General features: G+C 33.7%; 17 protein-coding genes. 15 read left to right on the forward strand and 2 right to left on the reverse strand.

All coding sequences use genetic code 11. The features are described 5' to 3' along the window. Positions 1 to 198: 198 nt before the first annotated feature. Positions 199 to 783 carry a hypothetical protein gene (locus BUC11_RS10060; RefSeq protein WP_073353791.1) on the reverse strand — a complete coding sequence of 195 codons (585 nt, stop codon included), beginning with the start codon at positions 781 to 783 and terminating at the stop codon, positions 199 to 201. A gap of 203 nt (positions 784 to 986) precedes the next feature. Between BUC11_RS10060 and BUC11_RS10065 the strand changes: the two genes are divergently transcribed. After that, positions 987 to 3,110: a Tex family protein gene (locus BUC11_RS10065; RefSeq protein WP_073353871.1), complete on the forward strand. Its 2,124-nt coding sequence runs from the start codon at positions 987 to 989 to the stop codon at positions 3,108 to 3,110. 41 nt (positions 3,111 to 3,151) lie between these two features. Here the strand turns inward: BUC11_RS10065 and tatA are convergent, their stop codons facing one another. Continuing rightward, on the reverse strand, positions 3,152 to 3,325 hold the full coding sequence (tatA, locus tag BUC11_RS10070) for a twin-arginine translocase TatA/TatE family subunit (RefSeq protein ID WP_066075957.1): 174 nt from the start codon (positions 3,323 to 3,325) through the stop codon (positions 3,152 to 3,154). Between the two features lie 213 nt (positions 3,326 to 3,538). On the opposite strand from tatA, the gene BUC11_RS10075 reads away from it, so the two are divergent. The 14 genes from BUC11_RS10075 (at position 3,539) to BUC11_RS10140 (ending at position 18,115) form a co-directional block, all read left to right on the forward strand. After that, a complete protein-coding gene (locus BUC11_RS10075; RefSeq protein ID WP_073353792.1) occupies positions 3,539 to 4,054 on the forward strand; it encodes a peptidase in 516 nt (171 codons plus the stop codon). A 66-nt stretch (positions 4,055 to 4,120) separates the two neighbouring features. Further along, positions 4,121 to 5,620, forward strand: coding sequence for a GH3 family acyl-acid amido synthetase (locus BUC11_RS10080; RefSeq protein WP_073353793.1), 1,500 nt, complete (start codon positions 4,121 to 4,123; stop codon positions 5,618 to 5,620). Next, the gene (locus tag BUC11_RS10085; protein WP_073353795.1) at positions 5,617 to 6,483 is read left to right on the forward strand and encodes a carboxypeptidase-like regulatory domain-containing protein; all 867 of its coding nucleotides are present in this window, start codon (positions 5,617 to 5,619) and stop codon (positions 6,481 to 6,483) included. Before BUC11_RS10080 ends, BUC11_RS10085 begins: the two co-directional genes overlap by 4 nt. A gap of 43 nt (positions 6,484 to 6,526) precedes the next feature. Next, positions 6,527 to 8,206 (forward strand): DUF6909 family protein, encoded by a 1,680-nt coding sequence (locus BUC11_RS10090; RefSeq protein ID WP_073353796.1) that lies wholly within the window; start codon positions 6,527 to 6,529, stop codon positions 8,204 to 8,206. Between the two features lie 8 nt (positions 8,207 to 8,214). Further along, entirely contained in the window at positions 8,215 to 9,207 is a 993-nt protein-coding gene (locus BUC11_RS10095; protein ID WP_073353798.1) for a hypothetical protein, read from the forward strand. A 21-nt stretch (positions 9,208 to 9,228) separates the two neighbouring features. Continuing rightward, positions 9,229 to 10,086 (forward strand): glucose-1-phosphate thymidylyltransferase RfbA, encoded by an 858-nt coding sequence (gene rfbA, locus BUC11_RS10100; protein WP_073353799.1) that lies wholly within the window; start codon positions 9,229 to 9,231, stop codon positions 10,084 to 10,086. Positions 10,087 to 10,094: 8 nt separating this feature from the next. Further along, complete coding sequence (gene rfbC, locus BUC11_RS10105) at positions 10,095 to 10,646, forward strand: dTDP-4-dehydrorhamnose 3,5-epimerase (RefSeq protein ID WP_073353801.1); 552 nt, start codon at positions 10,095 to 10,097, stop codon at positions 10,644 to 10,646. Then, positions 10,634 to 11,482, forward strand: a complete 849-nt coding sequence (gene rfbD, locus BUC11_RS10110) for a dTDP-4-dehydrorhamnose reductase (protein WP_073353802.1) — start codon at positions 10,634 to 10,636, stop codon at positions 11,480 to 11,482. Before rfbC ends, rfbD begins: the two co-directional genes overlap by 13 nt. 30 nt (positions 11,483 to 11,512) lie before the next feature. Continuing rightward, positions 11,513 to 12,757 (forward strand): oligosaccharide flippase family protein, encoded by a 1,245-nt coding sequence (locus BUC11_RS10115; RefSeq protein WP_073353804.1) that lies wholly within the window; start codon positions 11,513 to 11,515, stop codon positions 12,755 to 12,757. A gap of 123 nt (positions 12,758 to 12,880) precedes the next feature. Beyond that, entirely contained in the window at positions 12,881 to 13,291 is a 411-nt protein-coding gene (locus tag BUC11_RS10120; protein WP_073353805.1) for a hypothetical protein, read from the forward strand. 248 nt (positions 13,292 to 13,539) lie between these two features. Continuing rightward, entirely contained in the window at positions 13,540 to 14,598 is a 1,059-nt protein-coding gene (locus tag BUC11_RS10125; protein ID WP_139259452.1) for a hypothetical protein, read from the forward strand. Between the two features lie 2 nt (positions 14,599 to 14,600). Beyond that, positions 14,601 to 15,809 (forward strand): O-antigen ligase family protein, encoded by a 1,209-nt coding sequence (locus BUC11_RS10130; RefSeq protein ID WP_073353808.1) that lies wholly within the window; start codon positions 14,601 to 14,603, stop codon positions 15,807 to 15,809. Continuing rightward, on the forward strand, positions 15,806 to 16,897 hold the full coding sequence (locus BUC11_RS10135; protein WP_073353810.1) for a glycosyltransferase family 4 protein: 1,092 nt from the start codon (positions 15,806 to 15,808) through the stop codon (positions 16,895 to 16,897). The genes BUC11_RS10130 and BUC11_RS10135 overlap by 4 nt, the downstream gene beginning before the upstream one ends. 9 nt (positions 16,898 to 16,906) lie before the next feature. Further along, a complete protein-coding gene (locus BUC11_RS10140) occupies positions 16,907 to 18,115 on the forward strand; it encodes a WcaI family glycosyltransferase (RefSeq protein WP_073353811.1) in 1,209 nt (402 codons plus the stop codon). Positions 18,116 to 18,130: the final 15 nt, after the last annotated feature.

The following is an 18,130-nucleotide window of genomic DNA, read 5'->3' on the forward strand; positions in this document are numbered from 1 at the left end:
TGGCAGCATAAAAAGCGAACAATAGTAAATGGTCTAATTAGAATACTATCCTTACAATTATAATGGACTGGTTGTGATTCAAATTTTGTAAACGCATAAAAAAATAGTGGTTCAAAACAGAAATTCCAATCTTGAAAACATAATTTTTCGAGATTGGAATTTCATTTTTTGATTAATCGGATTAAAAATTTAGATCTATTATTCATCAAAATTTAAATTAGAAGGTTCGATAATTTTCTCTACTTTTTCAATTTTTTTTCCCGTGGTCGCTACACTGCTGTCTACTATTTCGAAGCTTAGATTGTCAAACCAAATTTGTCCGGTTCCTTTTACTAAAGCGCCGTACGAAATTTTTGACGCACTTGCAGGTACATCCAATACAATTTCATATTTTTTCCAATCATTCGTTCCGGTTATAGGTCGGTTATTCATATTATCAAATGCCAATATTTGTTGAGAATTAGCTTTCTCTACTCTTAACCAAAAACAAGCTTTTCCCGCAATGTCTTTTGTTTTAACGTAACCTGAAAGTCGGATTCTTTTTCCCAAGTATTTTTCAGCTATAAAACTTTGCATCAGAGTTCCAAAACCGGAAACGGTAGGAGTTATGGATTCAATTGTAGCCGCATTTTTCCCGTCATAACCGGCACCTTTTTCAATCCTCATGTCATAACTTTCTGGCTCGCTTCCAGATTTAAACCAGCCAGAAGGCAATTCAAAGGATATTAAAGTTAAAGCCAATCCAATCAGCAAAACTTTTTTAATAGTAGTAGTAGTTTCCATATTTGTGAGGTATTAATTGATTACTTACTTTTTATGGTTAGTAGGTTTTAATATCTGTAAATCAGGGACTTATAAAATTAATAAAAAATTTACATTCTACAACATGAAAATTCAATTTTATTTAATCAACTTTAAAAATTAGATGAAAAACGATGTATTTTTGTATAAATAATAAATTAATATCCGCCTAAATGGTCAGCAACATGACAAACATCAATTTTATTAAACAACAGGTTGCCACACTAGCAATCAACATTCAGAATACCGTACAATTATTACAAGAAGATTGCACAATTCCGTTTATTTCACGCTATAGAAAAGATACGACCGGAAATCTAGATGAAGTCCAAATCGAGAAAATTGCCAAGCTTCAAAAGGAATACGAAATTATAGTAAAACGCAAAGAAGCGATTTTAAAATCGATTCAAGAACAAAACGCGCTTAGCCCAGAATTAGACAAAAAAATCCAGCAAAGTTTTGATTTACAAGAATTGGAAGATTTCTATCTACCTTTTAAAAAGAAGAAAAAAACAAAAGCCGATACTGCCCGCGAAAACGGATTGGAACCATTGGCAACAATCATAATGGCGCAAAATAATGACGATGTCGATTTTATTTCGACAAAATATTTAAACGAAAATGTCATCAATGAAGAGGCGGCATTACAAGGCGCCAGAGATATTATTGCCGAATGGATTAATGAAAATATTTATGTTCGAAAGCAACTCCGACGATTGTATGAACGTAAAGCAATCATTACTACTAAAGTTGTAAAAACGAAGAAAGACGACGAAGGCGCACAGAAATTCAATCAATACTTTGATTGGTCAGAACCATTAAGTAAAGCACCTTCGCACAGATTATTAGCAATGCTTCGTGCTGAAAATGAAGGTTTTATTAAGTTCAAAGTAGCAGTCGATATTGACGAAGCGTATGATTTTATTGATGCTTTAGTTTTAAAAGGACAAAACAAAACCACCCCACATGTGCAATTAGCCATAGAAGACAGTTACAAACGATTGCTGAATCCGGCCATTTCAAACGAGGCGTTGCAAGAGGCCAAAGCGAAGGCTGATGCCAATTCGATTCAGGTTTTTGCGAATAATTTAGGGCAATTATTATTGGCACCACCTTTGGGTGAAAAACGAATTCTGGCCATTGATCCAGGATTTAGAAGCGGTTGTAAAATTGTTTGTTTGGACGAAAAAGGGGATTTATTATATAACGAAACTATTTATCCGCACGCACCTCAAAAAGAGGAAGCGATGGCAATGAAAAAAATTCGTTCGATGGTGAATTCATATAAAATTGATGCGATTTCTATAGGAAACGGAACCGCTTCGCGGGAAACCGAATTTTTTATCAAGAAAATTGCTTTCGATAAACCGGTTCAGGTTTTCATCGTTTCGGAGGCTGGAGCATCGGTGTATTCCGCATCGAAAATTGCCAGAGACGAATTTCCCAATTATGATGTTACGGTTCGAGGTTCGGTTTCTATCGGAAGACGATTGAGTGATCCGTTAGCCGAATTGGTTAAAATTGATCCGAAAGCCATTGGCGTAGGCCAATACCAACACGATGTAGACCAAACTAAACTCAAAGAAGAATTAGACAATACAGTGATTCGGTGTGTGAATTCAGTTGGGATAAACATCAATACTGCAAGCAAGCATTTGTTGAGTTATGTGAGTGGAATAGGAGAGAAGCTGGCTGAAAATATTGTAAATTATCGTTCGGAAAACGGTCCTTTTACAGATCGGAAACAACTTAAAAAAGTACCGCGTTTGGGTGAAAAAGCATACCAGCAAGGCGTTGCTTTTATTCGAATTTCGAATGCCAAAAATCCGTTAGATAATTCAGCGGTTCATCCGGAGGCCTATGGAATTGTAGAGAAAATGGCGAAAGATTTGAAATTGACAGTGCATGATTTGATTGCCAACAAAGAAAAAACAGCGTTGATAAAACCAGAAAATTACATTACACCAGATATAGGGTTATTGGGATTGAAAGACATTATTAAAGAATTAGAAAAACCAGGATTAGATCCAAGAAAATCAGCTAAAGTCTTTGAATTTGACCCGAATGTAAAAACAATAAAAGATGTAAAAACAGGAATGGTTTTACCTGGAATTGTCAATAACATTACAAATTTTGGTTGTTTTGTGGATATTGGAGTCAAAGAAAGCGGTTTGGTTCATATTTCCCAACTAAAAGCAGGATTTGTAAGCGATGTGAATGAAGTGGTTAAATTACACCAACATGTTACCGTAAAAGTGGTGGAAGTTGATGAGGATAGAAAGAGAATTCAGTTGACGATGGTTATTTAAACCATAAAAAAAGGCTTTTCAAATTATGAAAAGCCTTTTTTTTATTTTGTTTCTTCTTCTTTTTTATCAGCTGGCTGGCCGTCTTTAGCAGCGTTTTTGAATTCTTTGATTCCGCTTCCTAAACCTTTCATCAATTCCGGGATTTTTTTACCACCAAAAAGTAATAAAACAATCGCTAATATAACAAGGATTTCTGTAACACCTAATCTTCCCATGATTGAATAATTTATTGCCGAAGCAAATTAGTAATAAAACTGCAGGCAAAGGTATATAGAATTAGTTAACCGAAAATCATTTTGTAGCATTTATTTGGTTTCATAAGCGTTAAAAATTTGCTAAAAATAAATTTACGTTAAGAACAGTGACGTCAATGCAAGGGAATACAATCAATGACAATAATTGTTATATTTGTTCAATAATCAATTTAGATGTCCAAGAAAAGACAAAAACGCAAAGTAATAAAGGAAAACCTATTCAATAAAAGGCGTTTAATTATTTTAAACGAGGATACTTTTGAAGAAACTTTTTCGTTGAAACTTACCTTAATGAATGTTTTTGTGGTAGCTACTTTAGGAGCTATAATTATTACAATTGTCACTACATTTATCATAGCTTTTACCCCGTTACGAGAATTTATACCAGGCTATTCCTCGTCAAAATTAAAGAGAGATGCACTGGAACTCGCTTTAAAGTCGGATTCTTTGTCAAAAGCGCTGCAGCGCAATGAAGCTTATATTCAATCAATCCAGAAAGTGTTAACCGGTGAACTAGAATATGCAAAATTCAATAAAGATTCTATACTTTCGGCTGCAGATGAAGTGGTACCGCAAGTTAATTTATCAGCTTCAAAGCAAGAAATGGAGTTGCGAAAACAAGTAGCGGTGGAAGAGAATCCCCACCCCAACCCTCCCCAAAGGAGAGGAAGCCAGAACTCAGAAAAGTAAAACAGTTTTCAGTGCACATAATATTGAATGCATGTGGTAAAAAACAATAAAAATCAAGAGTAAAAAATGTCAATAAAATCAATTGCGGCAAAAATATTTGCACAAAAAATATACAAGAAAACACAACTTTGGGCTACTAATCCTATTGTAACTCAAAAAAAAGTGTTAATGGAATTAATAGCAGCTGCAAAAAACACTCAATTTGGTATAGACCATCATTTTGAAACAATAAAAAACGAGAAGGATTTTGCAAAACAAGTTCCTGTACGCGATTATGAAGCGTTGAAACCGTATGTAGATCAAGTAGTGAAAGGTGCCGAAAATATTCTTTGGAAAGGCAAGCCCCTTTATTTTGCTAAAACTTCTGGAACTACTTCGGGAGCAAAATACATTCCGCTGACTAAAGAATCCATGCCTTTTCATATTGAAGCGGCTCGAAATGCAATTTTACACTATATTCATGAAACTGGAAATGCTGCTTTTGTGGATGGAAAAATGATTTTCTTGCAAGGAAGCCCTTTATTAGAAGAAAAAAACGGAATTAAATTAGGTCGCTTGTCTGGAATTGTAGCTAATTTTGTTCCGAAATACCTTCAAAAAAACCGAATGCCTTCATGGGAAACCAATTGTATTGAGGATTGGGAAACCAAAGTAAATGCGACTGTCGAAGAAACTTTTGATAAAAACATGACGGTAATTTCGGGAATCCCTTCTTGGGTACAAATGTATTTTGAAAAAATACACCAAAAAGGAGGAAAGCCCGTCGGCGAAATCTTCAAAAACTTTAATTTATTTATTTACGGTGGTGTTAATTACGAACCGTATCGCGCTAAATTTGAAAATTTGATTGGTCGGAAAGTTGATAGCATTGAGTTATTTCCGGCATCGGAAGGATTTTTTGCGTATCAGGATTCACAGAAGGAACGCGGCATGTTACTGCTTTTGGATTCGGGAATTTTCTATGAATTTATAAAAAGTGATGAATTTTATTCTGAAAATCCAGAGCGGTATACTATTGGTGAAGTGGAATTAAATGTAAATTATGTTTTGATTATTTCCACCAATGCAGGGCTTTGGGGTTATAATATTGGTGATACGGTTCAGTTTGTTTCCTTGAAACCGTATCGAATTATCGTTTCTGGAAGAATCAAACATTATATATCTGCTTTTGGAGAACATGTGATAGGTAAAGAAGTGGAAAGTGCGTTGCAGGAAGCAATTCTTGGTACAGATATTCGCATCAATGAATTTACGGTGGCGCCACAAATTAGTCCACTAAATGGATTGCCGTATCATGAATGGTGCATCGAATTTGAGAACGAACCGGAAGACAGCGTAACTTTTGCGGAAGCGCTGGACAACGCTATGCGAAAACAAAACATGTATTACGATGATTTGATTGTGGGCAAAGTATTGCAAAAAGTGGTCGTTACGAAGGTTGTTAAAAACGGATTTCAGGATTATATGAAATCTATTGGGAAGCTGGGTGGACAAAATAAAATTCCAAGACTTTCTAATGATCGAAATATAGTGGATCAATTAGAAAATTTACCAATTATAAAATGAGAAAATTAACGCTGCTTTTACTAGTTGTTAGTAGTTCTATTTATTCACAATTTAAAGGAATTGTTCTTGATGAAAGTAATAAACCCATTTCCTATGTTAATATTTGGGTTGAAAATGAAAATATCGGAACGACTTCAAATGAGGATGGAGAATTCTTAATTAATACAACCAATGAAAAGATTTTGGTTTTTTCAGCAGTAGGTTTTGAAACTAAGAAAATTAAAATTTCAAATAATGATAAGGTGGTTTTGCAGACCGCCGTTTATAATCTTGAAGAAATTGTAATCACTAAAAGCAAAGGATCAATAGAAAGAGAAATTGGAAATTTTAAAATATCTATTGGAAGCCATTTTTCAGGTTCTGTGCCCTGGATTTATGCTAAACGATTTGAATTTGATGGGGTGTATAAAAAAACTCCTTTTTTAAAAAATGCAATCGTGTTTACAAAGAGCAAAATTAAAAATGCAAAATTCAAATTGAGAATTTTTTCAGTGATGGGAAATGGTTTCCCAGGAGAAGATTTATTGAAAGAAGATATTACAGTTGTTGTAAAATCAGGAAAAATTAAAAATGTAATTGATTTGTCCAAATTCAATATAATTTTCCCAGATAATGGGATTTTTATAGCGTATGAATGGATGATAATCGAAGAAAATAAATATTTATATAAATCTTTTTCCAAAGAATCTTCAAATACGTATTCTATAACTTACGCTCCCGCTGTCATGGTGCATAAAGTTGAAACGGAAAATACAGTTGCGTATCGAGAAGGGAAATGGATTTCAAGAAAAGGTTCTTCGTTAAAAGAAAACATGAATAAAGTAGTTATCGAGCCCGCAATTAATCTTACGTTAACAAATTAGAAAATAAAAAAACTACCTTTGCAGGTTAGAAAATAGTTAGAAAATGAAAGAAACAAAAAATATATCACGCTCTAGAGCACAAGAATCATCGGCAGCCATTGAAAAAATGTACATCACCATGCGTCATCTTTTCAACAGGGGATTTTACAAGCCAATGGGTATTTCAGGCGATACGTTGCGGGAAGCATTATTAGCATTACGACCAGAAATTTATGGAAATATTGCTGAAGAAAAAGTAGAATTGAACGGGCTTTTATATGTAATTGAGCGTCTTCCAGTGGGAATTGAGGAATGTCGGTTTATTAATTTAACTTCAGAAGAAGGATATTCTAAATCTCATTTTAAAGCAATTGTCCCTCCTAAAAGAAAAAGAAATTGTTACCGTATCGATGAAGAGCAAATGAACGTGGAGATTACCCGCGGGCGTTCCGATATTTATGATATTTTGACGCATTTGACTTTTATTTTCATTGAATCACACAAGATTAGAAACCGAGTATTACTGGATGATGCCGGGGAAGTTTCGCGCGATTGGTTTAAACTGGAACAAGCAGTTTCACAAAATAAAAAACTGACTCAGGTAGAAAAAGAGAAAGCGATTTCACATGCAGCGAACATTCTTGGACGAACTTTTGAAGAAGTTTTGGACATTTATGATGCTTTTGGTTCAGCAGTTGCACCGGATCGCTTTTTGCATGTTATATTTTGGTTGGGGAAACTAGCCATTGAAGAAATTGTAGATGATAATAAGAGAACCATTACCTTCAGTCCTATTTTAAGAGAACGATTGGGGCACCACATTCACGGGGAGATTTGGGCGACTAGCATCAAGGAGGTTTTGAAAGAAAACGAACTTTTAGACCGTCCCATTCACGTAATAAGTGCAAACATGCACAGTGTGATGAACTCTATTTTTGCGACAGAAGTTTTAAAAACCAAGTTCAAAGACAAATCCGATTTCTTTATTTATGAGGAATTGAGTAAGTCTGGTGCGAATGCCCTACGAAACCAAGTAGAAGAAGTAGCTTTAAAAAGCGGTATGATTTCGATTCCAGACACCTCTGGGACTAATATAGATGTTCAAATTTTTGACACTGCCAAAATGGATTGGGCAAAAACATCTTTTCCTAAAGCAAATACCGGTGATAAAAAACCAGTGCTTATTGTTATGGATTATGCATTTGGAGAACAAGCCTATGAAACCATTGACGAGCTGTTGAAACCGTTTAAAAAAGATACATTATTAAATGTAGAATCGGTTTCTATTATGGGGAAAGCAGGAATTCTGGAAGGTGGAAAAGGAGATATTATGATTCCAAATGCACATATTAATGAAGGTACAGCGGATAATTATTTTTTCGAAAATGAATTAACAGCTGCTATGTTTGAAGGAAATGATATTGCTGTTTTTGCAGGTCCAATGGTTACTGTATTAGGAACGTCATTACAAAATAGGGATTTATTGAAGTTTTTCCACGAATCAACTTGGGGAATTATTGGGTTGGAAATGGAAGGATCCTATTATCAAAAAGCCATTCAATCTGCTTCAAAAATCAGAAAGAGTGTTCCTCATGATGTTAAGGTAAGATATGCGTATTATGCCTCTGATAATCCTTTGGAAACCGGAAGTACATTAGCTTCAGGAGGACTAGGAACTACGGGTGTAAAGCCAACTTATTTGATTACCATTAAAATATTGGAACAAATTTTCAACGCAAAATAATACTATAAATGAGTACAAACGTGCCCAATAATTCAGAAGAACAAGAAATAGATTTGACTCAAATTTCAAAAAAAATTGGCAATTTGCTGCAAGATTTTAATACTTTCTTATTCAGCTGCATTGGGTTTTTTGTAAAGAATGTGAGAGTAATTTTGATTTTGTTTGTAGTTGGTCTTGCTTTAGGACTGTTTATAGACTACAGAAATAAGAGTTATAAAAGTGAGGTTATTGTAGCTCCTAATTTTGGCAGTACGGATTATTTATATTCGAAAATTGATTTATTAGCAGCTAAAGTAAAAGAAAGAGATACTGTTTTTTTGAAATCAATCGGTATTCTAGAGCCAACTAAAATAACAAAAATCTCTATTGAACCCATTGTCGACGTTTATAGTTTTATCAATAACAGCGATCAAAATTTTGCACTGCTAAAGTTAATGGCAGAAGATGGAGATTTAAAATCCATTGTGAAGGAAACGACCACCAGTAAGAATTATGCTTTTCATACCATTACTTTTTTAACAAAGGGAATAACTAATAATGAAAAGGGGATACAACCGATTTTAAACTATTTGAACACGAGCGATTACTATACTAAAATTCAGAAAGCGTCCGTGATTAATATTCAAGAAAGGATAAAGACCAACCAGGGAATTGTTTCTCAAATAGACGGAATCTTAAACGAGTTTTCGAATGCTACAGCTGGAAACAATCAAAAAAGTGATAAATTAGTGTACTACAATGAAAATACACAACTGAATGATGTCATTAAAACGAAAGAATCATTGCTTACAGAAATTGGAAACTTAAAAATTGCGTTGTTAACTTCGGATAAAATTATAAAAGAGAATAGCACCGCCATAAATATTGAAAATACAGCCTCTATTAATGGCAAAATGAAATTAATACTGCCGTTTTTATTTATTTTTATTTTCATTTCTATTTCATTTTTTATCGCTTTTTATAAAAAGCAAGTGTTAAAGGCACAACAAATAGCAATATAATTTGAACTATAATTGCAATCTATGAAAGGAATAATATTAGCAGGAGGATCAGGAACTCGTTTGCATCCACTGACGTTAGCCGTAAGCAAACAATTGATGCCTATTTATGACAAACCCATGATTTACTATCCACTATCATCCTTGATGTGGGCAGGAATTAGAGAAATACTTATTATTTCTACACCGCATGATTTACCACTATTTAGACAATTGCTTGGTGATGGATCTAAGTTGGGCTGTCGTTTTGAATACGCTGTTCAGGAACACCCAAACGGTTTAGCAGAAGCCTTTATCATAGGCAAGGATTTTATTGGCAAAGATAAAGTAGCTTTGGTTTTAGGAGATAATATTTTTTACGGAACGGGTTTGTCAGGCTTGTTGCAAGCTAATAATGATCCAGATGGCGGGATAATTTATGCGTACCATGTGAATGATCCGGAGCGTTATGGCGTGGTTGATTTTGATGCCAATGGTAACGTACTTTCTATTGAAGAAAAACCGTTGGTACCTAAATCCAATTATGCAGTACCAGGTATTTATTTTTATGACAATGACGTTGTTGAAATTGCAGCCAATATTAAACCGAGTCAACGCGGAGAAATTGAAATTACGGATGTGAATAAGGAATATCTTAGAAGAGGAAAATTAAAAGTCAGTATTCTGGATCGAGGAACAGCTTGGTTTGATACCGGAACCTTTAATTCTTTGATGCAGGCATCCCAGTTTGTACAAGTTATTGAAGAGCGCCAAGGACTTAAGATAGGCTCTATCGAAGAGGCTGCTTATACCATGGGGTACATCAATGCCGAACAGTTAAAAGCAATAGCACAACCGTTACTAAAAAGTGGCTACGGCACGCATTTGTTAGATATTATTTAAAATAATTTATGAAATTTATACCTACTACACTCGAAGGATGTTATATTATAGAACCTAAAATCATTAAAGATGAAAGGGGCTATTTTATGGAAAGTTTCAACGAGAATACCTTTCAAAAAGGAGTCCATCAAGACGTTCATTTTGTTCAGGACAACCAATCCTTTTCAACTAAAGGCGTACTTAGAGGATTGCATTATCAAACCGGAATCCATGCACAAGCTAAATTAGTACGCGTTTTACAAGGCGAAGTTTTAGATGTTGCGGTAGATATTAGACCGGATTCTTTGACTTTTGGGCAGCACATTTCAGTGGTACTTTCTGGCGAAAATCAAAGGCAGTTTTTTGTACCAAGAGGTTTTGCGCATGGATTTTTAGTATTGAGCGAAACAGCCACGTTCTTTTATAAATGTGATAATTTTTACAACAAGGATTCAGAAGGTGGAATTATGTATAATGATGAGCAACTCAATATAGATTGGCAATTTCCAGCAACGGAATTAGTTATTTCTGAAAAAGACCACCTATTGCCAACCTTAGAGAACGCAAAATGCGCCCAGTAGTGCTTGTAACAGGTGCGAATGGACAATTGGGGCAATCCCTTCGATTTGTTGCCGATAAATACTCTCAAATTGATTTTGTTTTTTGTGATTCTAAAGCACTCGATATTACTTTAAAGGTAGAAATAGCGTCCGTTTTCAACACAATTAAACCTGATTTTTGTATTAATACAGCTGCGTACACTGCCGTTGATAAGGCCGAAAGCGAACCAGATAAAGCAACTGCAATCAATGTGACCGGTGCCAAAAATTTGGCGGAAGCCTGCAAAGAGTTTAAAACCAAATTAATTCATGTTTCTACGGATTTTGTCTTTGATGGAAACGCAAAAACACCGTACACAGAAGAAGCAATTCCAAATCCACAAAGCGTTTATGGACAAACTAAATTAGATGGAGAAGAAGCGATTCAAAGCATTTTACAAAGCTATTTTATCGTAAGAACATCCTGGGTTTATTCACAATTTGGGAATAATTTCATGAAAACAATGTTGCGATTGGCCACAGAAAGAAACGAATTAGCGGTGGTTGATGATCAAATAGGAACCCCTACACATGCGGTGGATTTAGCGAATGTATTGGTACAGATTATTTTGTATACTTTTAAAAATCCAGAAATTAACACTTACGGTATTTACAATTTCAGTAACGAAGGAGCATGCAGCTGGTTTGATTTTGCCCAAAAAATATTTGAAGTTAACAACATCAAAATTGATTTACAACCAATACCAAGCTCAAAGTATCCAACCCCTGCACACAGACCTCGCTACAGTGTTTTAGATAAAAGTAAGATCAAAAAGACATTTGATATTGAAATTAAAACATGGGACGAAACAATTTAGTCTAAGGAAACACAACTCATTTGAAAGTAAATGTGGAGAAAAATATACCTATCATTAAGTAATGAAGTCGCACATAACTTCTTTTATTTTAGCGTTATTAAGTTTACCAATATACTTTCAAAGTATATCTTGTTGGGTTATTTAATAAGGACTTTAGGAGAACATGGTTATGGCATTCTTACTTGGGTTGATTCCTTTACGCAATACTTTTTAATACTGGTTAATTTTGGGTTTGACATGTATGTGGCAAAATATATTGTTGAAAACAAACAAAATAAGGCTAAAATAGACGAAATTATTTCTGCCATTTTAACTATAAAAACAGGATTATTTGTCTTTGGTTTTGTGCTTCTGGGGTTATTTTCTTTCAATGATGAAATAACGAAAGTTATCCACCTGCTATTTTTTATGTTACTGATGGGAATTGGAGAAATTTTATTTCCAATTTGGTATTTTCAAGGAATCGAAAAAATGAAACCCATTGCCATTGTTAGTGTTATTTCAAGATCTTTATTGGTTATTCTTACAATACTGTTTGTAAAAAATGCTAGTCATATCTTAGTCTATGTATTTATTTTGGTACTTTCGAACTTAGTTTGGGGAGGATTGGGATTTTATTTCCTGAAAAAAGTATCCAACTTTAAATTTATAGTCGTTCCTCTAGCGACGCTGAAATTGTACCTAAAAGAAGGATACTTATTTTTTTTAGGACGATTTTCAACACTTTTTTTAAATTTCGGAACCATCTTTTTGATTGGTTATTTCTGTTCTAAAAATTTAGTCTCCGGTTTTGACATTGCGTCTAAAATAATTTTCGCTTTCATTTTTCCATTTGAAGTCATTCAACAAGCTGTTTTTCCTTCTATTGTTCGCACTAGGAATAAACTATTCTTACAAAAACTAGTTCTTTTTACTATCTGCTGCGCTTTGTTGTTTGCAGGAAGTATTTATTATTTCTCCGAAGAATTAATGGTGTTTTTTGGTGGGATTTCCATGGGGAAGTATGCTTATTTACTGAAACAATTGGTAGTATTGATACCAGTGATCAGTAGTTCCATTATCATAGGAAGTTGTTCATTAGTAGCTTTTGGGGCATTAAAACAATATAATTACGCGCTTGTTTTTTCTTGTTTGATTTATATTTTTGTAGTATTGTTGCTGTACTTTATGGGACAAATGAGTTTTAAAAATTTAGTTATTCTTCGTATAAGTGTTGATATAATTATGGTTTTACTTATTTTTTATTTTGCTGTTAAAAAGAAAACGTTATTGTAATTAGAACCTAAAATAAGATACAGGAAACGATATTAAAAGGTGATGATTATAATGTGTTTTAATAATGAAAATTAAAAATAGCTACTATATTTGTACAAAATCTGAATTAAAAAAAACTAAAAAATGAAAAAGTATATTTATTTGATATTTGTTTTAGCATTGGTAGTATCCTGTAAAGAGGAGGAAAAGAAAGCGGATTCTTTCAGTCTAAAAGAAATTGTAAACAAACAAAAATATCAAATGGAACTCTATCAAGTAGAGGCTAATGAGTATACCTTAGTCGTTTTAAACCGGTTAACAGGAAAGGTATTTGTAGGGAAGAATGCTTCTGGATGGTATGAAGCTACAAATGCGGATAGTATTCCAGTTTACAAAACACCAACGTATTCTATTAAAGTATTCAAAGGACCAGAATCGAGTCCTCAAATTTCCTTAATGGACGAGAAAGAGGGCGAGCTCTATATGTATATTGTAGGACATACAGCCAATTTTTACAATACAAACGCTGCAATTAAAGCGCTTGAAAGAAGCTAGTATTTCCAAAACATAGAATGATGATCGTAATTTTATTTTTTTTGTTCTTGCTGGTAGGGATGCTCTATTGGAAGCGAAAAATATTTTTGCTGTCTCCTGTTGATGTTTTTGTGTTATTCTTTATTGGGGTTTTAGTTTCAACGGTTCTATATCATAATTTCTATCCTAGGTATGAGAAATTTAATTTTTTTCAATTTGATTTTATTGGAAAAAATAAGTTTAACCGAACCTTTTTAGTTTACATAAAAATGCTTTTACTTTTCTTAATAGGCGTTTTTATATATTCCTTTTTGAATAAATCGTATTTTACTTTAGCGAAGCAGCGGATCAAAATCATAAACGTTCAAAATATAAAGCTCAATACCAATCAAATTTCCATCGTAATATTTGCGATAGCTATTGTTTGCATCGTTTTGGTTTACATTGATTATGGTTCAATGTTGTTTTATCGGGTCGAATATATCCCTAAGGACAATTCAATTTTTAAAATTATTTATCAAAATTTATTTATTGTGCTTTGCCTATTGTCAGGGACGCTTTACAGGCAAAATAGATCTCTTGCAGTAGCGGCTTTTCTTATTGCAATGACCGTTGGGATAGGAGTGGGGAGTAGGTCAGCAACAATTTATTTAGTAGCATTTGGATTAAGTTATTCGGTATTTTTGAATCATAAGCGTGCCAAAAGATTTTTTGTTTTCTTTATTCCTTTTGTTATTGTTTTTTTTGGGTATAATATTTCGCTGCGATTGGAGTCCAATACGCATGGGCTTATTCCCTATTTGAAGGCAACGGTTTCTAAACCGGAGATTCTGTTCAAGTATACAATCATGAATATTTATTATACGTTTATTTTTGGATTTTATGCTACTTCGGAGACCATTCACCTTTATGAAAATGCTTCTATACGTAATTTAGTCACCACATTAAACCCATTACCTGGAAGGTTGACAAACTGGTATGCAATTGCCTCAAAACTCAGGATAAATGAAATCGCTCCCTATACAGCCATAGGTGAACTGGCTAGATACCCACTTTTCAGTATTTTTTATTATTCGGGATTGGGTTATTATTTTGCCGCAGTAGATTTTTTTATAAAAACTCAAGTCCTTCATAAAAAATACTTATGGGCAGTACTCCAATTTTTGGTTTTAGCTTTATATGTAGTTCATAGTTTTGAATACAACCTTAGGTCTTCCCATCGCTTTATCTACTATTCGATGGCGCTTTATGTGCTTTATTTTATTTTAAAAAGAGTTAAAATTAAAATGCCTCTTAAAACAAATTCTAGTAATTTCCAGAAACAATGAGGATGAAAATAAAAGATTTCACACTTGAAAAAATAGGCACTTATGTTGCTTTTTTTTGTGGTTTATTCGTTTTATTGCCTTTTAAACTAAAGCCTTTAACGGTATTTGTTTTTTTTGTCTGGAGTCTTTTTTCGCTTTTTAAAAACAGAAAAACCATTAAAATTGAAATAAAAACGCTAATTATAGGCAGTATTTTCTTCATTAGCTATGCAGTCAGCCTACTGTTTTCGGAAAATATTCAAAGGGGTTTTACAATTTTAATTCGGTGTATTCCCATTGTCCTCATTCCACTTGGATATTCTTTTTTGACTTTGGAAACAAAAATTATTTTTAATAAACTATTCCGGAAAACGTTTATTATTGCTGCTAGTATCTACTCAAGTCTGCTATTTATTTACTTATTCCAATTGGGTTATTCTAGCCAAAAACTGGATTTGTATACTTACTATTCCTATATAACGTATGAATTTTGGGGTTTGAATGAACATCCTATTTATAGCTCCATCTTTTTTTCAATCGCCTTGTTTTTTATTTTGATAGAAGGATTCAAAAACAAGATTTTCAATTCTATTTTGTTTTTGATTTTAATTTTTGGACTTTTAATACTAGCCAGGAAAGGTGTAATCGCTTCCTTTTTTGTTCTATCTGGTATTTTTTTATTCCTTAAAAAGGATAAAAAACACACGGCTAAATTGGTGTTTGTTTTTATCGGATTATTTCTTTTATCACTTTGTGTTACTGAAATCAGAGGCCGTTTTTTAGAACTATTCGACAGCAGTAAAGTGGTAAATAACAAGGAAACATCCACTGGAATTCGGTATATTCTATGGAATACAAGTGAAAAAGTAATTCAAAATTCAAATTATTTGGGATATGGCATAGGAGATGCCCAAGAAGTTTTAAGCAAACAATTGGCTTTGGATGGTTACGATTTTTTATCCAAAGAAAATTATAATGCGCACAATCAATTTCTTCAAATAGCGATCGCTATTGGTGTTGTTGGTGTTTGTTTGTATTTCTTTTCGTTACTTTATTTCATTCAAAAGTTTATTAAACGAAAGAATCCGGAAGCAATCGTTTTTTTATTATTTTTTATTTTTGTTTTTCTTTTCGAAAGTGTTTTGGAACGGCAAAACGGAATAATCATTTACTCCTTTATTAGCAGTATGTTTATTTACAGTTCAGAGTTTGATAAAAATAGTTCAAAATGAGACAGAACGTGCTTATCATTGGCCCTTTTCCAGGTCCACCAAAAGGAATTAGTTTGTCGAACGAAGTTGTTGCAAATGGCTTGTCCAAGAGGGGTTGGAATGTAAAAAAAATAAATACGGAACTTTCAGATACTGTCAATAGCGCCATTGGTGATTTCTCGTTTGAGAAATTGTCCTTCCTAAAGACTTATTTTCAGAGCTACAAAATTTTTACAGCTGATGCTGTTTATATCACGATTGGTATTACATTTTTTGGCGTTGTAAAATACGCACCTTTCATCATTTTGGCGAAAATTTTAAACAAGAAGACACTCCTTCATTTGCACAGCAACCATCTAAAAAAAGAATATCAGTCATTACATGGAATAAAAAAAGCCCTTTTTTTTAAACTCATTGCTTCATTCGATACAGGAATCGTACTTTCTAATTCATTAAGAGATAATTTGACTCCATTTATTGCGGAGGATTCTGTTTGTGAATTGTATAATTTTGTGGAAGATAAATTATTGCTTTCTGAGAAAATAGTGTTGCAGCAAAAAGATTTTTCAGCAATACGACTTTTCTTTTTAAGTAATCTATTAGAGGAAAAAGGGATAAACCTGTTGCTTAAAGTGATAAAAAGACTGAATGAAGAGGGTCTATTTCTTGAAGTTAAAATCGCAGGAAATAAAATCAAAGACAATAATGTAGATGCATTGCTGGCAGAATTAAGTAATGTAGCCTATCTGGGAATTGTCTCCGGCACAATCAAGCAAGACTTGTTGATTTGGGGAAATGTTTTTTGTTTACCCACTTTTTTCAGTATGGAAGGACAACCCATTAGTATTCTGGAGGCGATGGCTTTTAATTCCTTAATAATTACTACAAAACATGCCGGAATTCCGGATATTTGTTCAGAGGAAAATGCTGTTTTTTGCGTCGAAAAAAGTGAAGAAGATCTGTATTCAAAATTGAAATACGCAATTTCAAATTGGGAGGAATTGCAAAAAAAAGCAATAGCAAATGGCGCGTATGCTAGGCTTAGGTTTACTGAAACTAAATTTATTACTACTCTAGAAAGTATAATTTTAGAAACAATAAGGAAATAAACGGCACCTATGAAAATTACTATAATTGGGCATAATTATTTTCCAGAGGACAGCGGGATTGGTTTATACACTACAGGTATGGCCGAATTTTTGGCGCTCAAACATGAGGTTAGCATTATAACTGGCGTTCCTTACTATCCGCACTGGAAGGTCCATGCTGATTATGTTGATAGCCCCCTTTTTTCGAAAGAAACGATAAACCATGTCACGGTATATAGATTCAAGCAATACACGCCCGCGAAACCAACTTTTTTTAAGAGAGTCCTTCAAATGGTTCATTTTTTTATTGGTTCTGTTGTTAATGGTTTAAAAATCAAAAAATCAGATGTGATCATTGTCGTTGTGCCTTTCACAGTTTCCATTATCTTGGGTTGGTTTTTAAAAATAAGTAAAGGAGGTATGTTATGGATTCACATTCAGGATTTTGAATTTGATGCCGCCTTTAAGACTAAGATGCCGTCGAAGCATCAGATCACCTCTACGATTTTATTTCAAATTGAAAAATGGACATTAAACCGAGCGGACTGTAGCAGCACCATCAGTAAAGGCATGATGATTAAATTAGCGCAAAAATCTAAGGTTAATCCAATTTACTTTCCTAATTGGATCGATTATTCTATGATAAATCCTGAAACTGCCCAAGAGAACAAGACATTCAGTAGTTCTACTACGTTCAACATTCTTTACTCTGGTAACATTGGTGAAAAACAAGACTGGGATTTCTACATGGAGTTTGTAACAGCAATGCAGGTTCATCCTGAATTCCATTTTTATTTGGTTGGTGAAGGAGCAAAACGAGAGGAGATTGTGGGGCAGTTGCAAAGTCTTGGGAATTTTACCTATTGTCCACCAGTACCTTACAATCAGTTAAATGATTTGTTGTGTCATGCAGATGTCCATGTATTGTTCCAAAAACCAGAGTTCAAAGACCTAGTGATGCCTTCAAAAATTTTGGGAATGATGGCAAGCGCAAAGCCTTCCATAGTTACTGGCCATGGAGATTCTGAGATAAAAAATAACTTTGAGCATTCTCAAGGTGGATTTTATTTCCATGAAAACAACATTGAAATCATAAAACAACTGTTGTTTAGGATAAAAAAAAATCCAGAAATGGCAAAATCAATGGGATTAAAAGCCAGACAATACGTGGTAGAAAATTTTGCTCTCGAAAGTATATTGCCGCAGTTTGAGAAAGATTTGATAAAAAAAAGGAATTAAGTTTCTTGATGTATT

The sequence above is a fragment of the Flavobacterium xanthum genome (genome assembly GCF_900142695.1).
Classification (GTDB): Bacteria; Bacteroidota; Bacteroidia; order Flavobacteriales; family Flavobacteriaceae; genus Flavobacterium; species Flavobacterium xanthum.